At 68.9% G+C, this 3,694-nt stretch carries 4 protein-coding genes; 3 read left to right on the forward strand and 1 reads right to left on the reverse strand.

Going from position 1 to position 3,694, the window contains the following annotated elements; genetic code table 11:
- A partial coding sequence (locus tag U9980_RS24720) for a phosphoglucomutase, alpha-D-glucose phosphate-specific (RefSeq protein ID WP_322770122.1) occupies nt 1-1,412 on the reverse strand: 1,412 nt, incomplete at its 3' end.
- A 437-nt stretch (nt 1,413-1,849) separates the two neighbouring features.
- On the opposite strand from U9980_RS24720, the gene nadD reads away from it, so the two are divergent.
- The 3 genes from nadD to U9980_RS24735 form a co-directional block, all read left to right on the forward strand.
- Entirely contained in the window at nt 1,850-2,461 is a 612-nt protein-coding gene (gene nadD / locus U9980_RS24725) for a nicotinate-nucleotide adenylyltransferase (RefSeq protein ID WP_416210391.1), read from the forward strand.
- Between the two features lie 197 nt (nt 2,462-2,658).
- Complete coding sequence (rsfS, locus tag U9980_RS24730; protein ID WP_322770124.1) at nt 2,659-3,066, forward strand: ribosome silencing factor; 408 nt, start codon at nt 2,659-2,661, stop codon at nt 3,064-3,066.
- Nucleotides 3,063-3,694, forward strand: a 632-nt coding sequence (locus U9980_RS24735; protein WP_322770125.1) for a histidine phosphatase family protein, incomplete at its 3' end; no start/stop codon positions are given. The genes rsfS and U9980_RS24735, both read left to right, overlap by 4 nt.

A 3,694-nucleotide genomic window follows, 5' to 3' on the forward strand; every position in this document is an offset into this window, starting at 1 on the left:
TCCGCCGGGGTCAGGGACTTCAGGACGTCCTTCTGCGCGGGGGAGGCCGGCGCGTCCACCCGGCGGTACGCGGGGGCGCCGAACTGGCTGGTGAGCGCCTCGTAGTTCTGGCCGGGGTCCTGCCCGGTGACAGCGGTGATCTCCGCGGCGAGCAGGCAGGCGATCAGGCCGTCCTTGTCGGTGGTCCAGACCCGACCGTCACGGCGCAGGAACGACGCGCCGGCGCTTTCCTCGCCGCCGAATCCAAGGGAACCGTCGATCAGTCCGTCCACGAACCACTTGAAACCGACCGGAACCTCGACGAGATGTCGGGCCAGCCCGGTGGCGACCCTGTCGATCATGCTGGAGCTGACGAGGGTCTTGCCGATCGAGGCCGTGGCGGGCCAGCCGCCGCGATGGGCGAACAGGTAGGAGATCGCGACCGACAGGTAGTGGTTGGGGTTGAGCAGGCCGGCGGCCGGCGTCACGATGCCGTGCCGGTCCGCGTCGGCGTCGTTGGCCAGTGCCACGTCGAAGGAATCCTTCAACCGCAGCAACGACGCCATCGCGTACGGCGAGGACGGGTCCATCCGGATCTTTCCGTCCCAGTCGACGGTCATGAAACCGAACTGTGGGTCGACCGCGGTGTTGACCACGTCGAGGTCGAGCTTGTAACGCTCGGCAATGGCCTGCCAGTAGACCAGGCTCGCGCCACCGAGAGGGTCGACGCCGATCCTGACACCCGCGCCGCGGATCGCATCGAGGTCGACCACGGATGCCAGGTCCTCGACATAGGCCGATACGTAGTCGTGCACGGTCGCGTCCGCTCGGGCACGTTCGGGAGCGACCCGCGAGACACCCCGCAGCCCGGCTGCGAGCAGCGCGTTCGCGCGGTCCTGGATCCAGGTGGTCATGGCGGTGTCAGCCGGCCCGCCGTTGGGCGGGTTGTACTTGAACCCGCCGTCCGCCGGTGGGTTGTGCGACGGCGTGATGACGATGCCGTCGGCGAGCCCGAGGGGCTCCCCGGCTGCGCGGCGGGCGTTGTGCGTGAGGATGGCGTGCGAGATCACCGGGGTGGGGGTGGCCTGCCCGGCCGGCGCGATCCGGGTGTCCACCCCGTGGGCGGCCAGTACCTCCAGCGCGCTGGCGAGCGCGGGTGCGGACAGGGCGTGGGTGTCCACACCGACGAACAGCGGCCCGTCCACCTGGTGGGCGGTTCGGTGTTCGCAGATGGCCTGCGTGATCGCGACGATGTGGTCGGCGTTGAAGGACCGGCGCAGCGACGACCCGCGGTGCCCGGATGTTCCGAACGAGACGCGCTGGGACGCCTCGGCGGGGTCGGGCTGGTCGTCGTGGTAGGCGGCCAACAGCGTGTCCACGTCGATAAGAATGTCAGGTGGTGCGGGCTGACCCGCGAGCGGACTCACCGGCATCAGGCAGCCTCCTCGAGCCGGACGTAACGGATGAATTATAAGCAAATAGCGAACATTGGATGAACAAAAATGGAACAAAAGCGGGTATTGCGTGGAATGGATGCAGGCACGACCTGGTACGGGCGGGGCGTGGGCGTTGACGCACGATGGTGGCAACGGCGACGCCCGAGGCGTACACGGTCAGCCTACGGCCGCGGTGGTCGACTGCTGTCCGTCGGGGTGCCCGGCGCGGCCCCCGACTCCCGACTCCGACTCCGACTCCTGCACCCGACTCCTGCACCCGACTCCTGCACCCGACTCCTGCACCCGACTCCTGCACCCGACTCCTGAACCCGACTCCTGAACCCCGACCGGCGCCGAGCCGGATGTGATACTTCCGGCGAGACGTCGAAATCACGGCGTGATCCCGTTACGGTCCGTCCGTGAGGCTCGGGGTGATGGGCGGAACCTTTGATCCAGTACACAACGGACATCTGGTCGCCGCCAGCGAGGTTGCGGCCCTCTTCGATCTGGACGAGGTGGTCTTCGTCCCCAGCGGGCGTCCGTGGCAGAAGGCGGACAGGGACGTGTCCCCGGCTGAGGACAGGTACCTGATGACTTTTTTGGCTACTGCTGGCAATCCTCAGTTCACGGTCAGTCGGATTGATGTCGACCGGGGTGGATCAACCTACACCATCGACACGCTGCGGGACCTGCACCGGATGCGGTCGCAGGCCAAACTGTTCTTCATCACCGGTGCGGACGCCCTGGCGCAGATCCTCAGCTGGCGCGATGTCGGGGAGCTGTTCGGGCTGGCCCATTTCGTCGGGGTCACCCGGCCCGGCTACCAGCTCGAACTCGACGCGAGCCTGCCCGGTGAGGCCGTCAGCCTCCTGGAGGTGCCGGCACTGGCGATCTCCTCGTCCGACATCCGCGCCCGGGTGCGCCGCGGGGCGCCCATCTGGTATCTCACCCCGGACGGGGTGGTGCGTTTCATCGCCAAGAGCGGGCTGTACCGGCCGCGGGACCCCGCCGGCGTCATGCCCGTGCCGGCGCCGCCCGTCCGGTGACGTCACCCGTGGCGTGGTCGGTGGCCTGGCCGGTAGGCCGGCACGGGACAAATGCGGGAACGTGAAAGCGTTCGGTATGTCAGGCTGGACGGGCGGTAGGCAAACCAGGCCGGCGCGTACGATCGTAATCCATAATCAACAGGCATGTCCCCGAGAGCCGAAGGTGGCTTAGTGGTCCAGCCAGGAGAGGTGTATTCGTGACCGCATCCCCGCGAGCCGTCGAGCTCGCCCTCGAAGCGGCGCAGGCCGCGGCCGACAAGCTCGCCCGCGACATCGTCGTGTTGGACGTCAGCGAGCGGCTGGCCATCACGGACTGCTTCGTCGTCGCGTCCGCCGACACGGAACGGCAGGTCAAGGCCGTAGTGGACGGGGTCGAGGAGCAGCTGCGCAGACTCGGGGCCAAGCCGCTCCGCCGCGAGGGTGAACGCGAGGGGCGCTGGGTGCTGCTTGATTTCTCCGATGTCGTGGTGCATGTGCAGCACGGTGAGGAGCGAACATACTACGCATTGGAACGGCTGTGGAAGGACTGTCCGCAGATCGCCTTCACGGACCGTGACCTTTCTCGCACTGTGGAAGCCGTCGCACCGGGCGCTGGTCGTCGGTGAGGATCCTGCTGTGGCGACACGGCCGCACGTCATGGAACGACACCGGCAGGTTCCAGGGTCACGCGGATCCGCCGTTGGACGAGACCGGCCGGGCCCAGGCCCGGTTGGTCGCGCCCGCGGTCCGCGGGCTCGCCCCTGATGTCGTCGTCTCCTCGGACCTGCTGCGCTGTCGGGCGACCGCGGCCGAGCTCGGCGTTCCGGTCCGGATGGACGCGAGGCTGCGGGAGATCTCGCTGGGGGAGTGGTCGGGGCTGACCGCCGAGCAGGCCGCGGTCCGTTTCCCGGCGGAGGATGCGGCGTGGCGCCGCGGCGAGGATGTGCGCCGTGGCGGTGGTGAGACCTATGCGGAGGTCGGCGCGCGGGCGATCGGCGTCCTGGACGATCTCGCCGCCGAAGGCTTCCCCCGGGAGGACGGCCTTGCGGTGCTGGTGCTGCACGGCGGCACCGCCCGGGCTCTGATCGGGCGGCTGTTGGAGATGCCACCGTCGGCCTGGTGGCACTTCGGGCCGCTGGGGAACTGCCGCTGGACGCTGCTGCGCAGCGACGAGGGACGGTTCCGGCTGATCGAGCACAACGGCGGCCCGTTGGCAGCCACGGGGAGCCTCGCGCTCGGCGGCTCCGAAGCGGG

Origin of the sequence: Protofrankia sp. Cr1, from assembly GCF_963555865.1 — a bacterium.
Lineage (GTDB): Bacteria > Actinomycetota > Actinomycetes > Frankiales > Frankiaceae > Protofrankia.